Annotated in this window: 3 protein-coding genes; all 3 read left to right on the plus strand. The window is 53.1% G+C overall.

The window, feature by feature from the left end; genetic code table 11:
• Positions 1 to 225 (plus strand): acyloxyacyl hydrolase (locus D6694_07095; GenBank protein RMH43391.1); only part of this gene is annotated, 225 nt, incomplete at its 5' end.
• 3 nt (positions 226 to 228) lie between these two features.
• Entirely contained in the window at positions 229 to 669 is a 441-nt protein-coding gene (locus tag D6694_07100) for a hypothetical protein (GenBank protein RMH43392.1), read from the plus strand.
• Positions 666 to 1,243, plus strand: a 578-nt coding sequence (locus tag D6694_07105; GenBank protein RMH43393.1) for a peptidase, incomplete at its 3' end; no start/stop codon positions are given. The genes D6694_07100 and D6694_07105, both read left to right, overlap by 4 nt.

Raw genomic sequence — 1,243 nt, forward strand, 5'->3', positions numbered from 1 at the left:
CCTTATATCGAAGGGGGGATCGGTTTGATTTACAGTGATTTTCAGGTCGCCGGGCAAGGATTGCGCTTCAATTTCAACCCTCAGCTCGGAATCGGGCTGGATCGTCTCACCGGCGAAACCGGTTGGTTCGCAGATTTACGTTTGCATCACATTTCCAACGGCAATCTTCACCACGATAACAGAGGGATTAATTCCCTGGCTCTGGTCACTGGAATCTATTTTTAACCCATGAAAACAACAGAGGTACCTCAGGATGCGGCCCTACTCGAACAACACCGGGAAGTAACCTACGCCGTTGATGAACAAGGGCGCTATGTTTTGGTTCCAAGTGCAGGTTGGGATCCCGCCAACCTGGCCAATCGACAGGCCTGGAAACACATAGCAGACCAGATTCAGGAGGCGCTGAAAGCCGTTCAATCCGGTCAGGCAAGCCCATTGCTGTTTCACATGCGACGCCATCAAATGGATGTGTCACTCCTTGCGAGCTATACAGGTCTGTTCCGTTGGCAAGTACGACGTCATTTGCGCCCGGCCCCCTGGAAAAAACTCTCATCCAAAGTAAAAGAGCGCTATGCCCGACTTTTCGGCATGGCCCCCGAAGCTCTTGATGAACTGCCGCGCGAAATTCTTTTACCGGTTGAGCTGACCGATGAAGGAGAGACCTTGTGAAAATTGATTTTCCCCACCGTCAGTCGGCTCATTGCGAAAGTGGTGTCACCGCCAACCTGCTCAGCTACCAGGGGCGAAACATCTCGGAAGCCCTTGCCTTTGGCATTGGAGGCGGATTGTTTTTCGGTTATTTTCCCTTCGTGCGCGTCAACCACCTGCCCCTGATTACTTTTCGCTGTGCCCCAGGCGCCATTTTTAAAAAATGTGCGCGCAGACTCGGAGCCAAGGTCCACTCCCAAACCTTTTCCTCCCCTCAGGAAGCGACCACAGCTCTCGACCGCGCACTTGCGACCGGACGCCCGCAGGGTTTGCAAACGGGTGTCTACTGGCTTCCCTATTTTCCGGCAGCCTTGCGTTTTCATTTTAATGCGCACAATCTGGTTGTATTCGGACGTGACGGGGAAGACTACCTGATCAGTGATCCCGTTTTTGAAGAACCGGTGCGCTGTTCTCGATCCGACCTGGAGCGCGCCCGGTTTGCAAAAGGGGCTCTTGCCCCCAAAGGTCGTATGTATTCCGTCGAAAGGATTGATGCCGAAGTTGATATGGCCAAAGCTATTCGGCAGGCTATTCG

The sequence above is a fragment of the Gammaproteobacteria bacterium genome, assembly GCA_003696665.1.
Classification (GTDB): domain Bacteria; phylum Pseudomonadota; class Gammaproteobacteria; order Enterobacterales.

Excerpts from the sequence above, each read along its gene's own strand:
- D6694_07100 (RMH43392.1), top strand. The coding sequence starts at position 229 with ATGAAAACAACAGAGGTACCTCAGGATGCGGCCCTACTCGAACAACAC.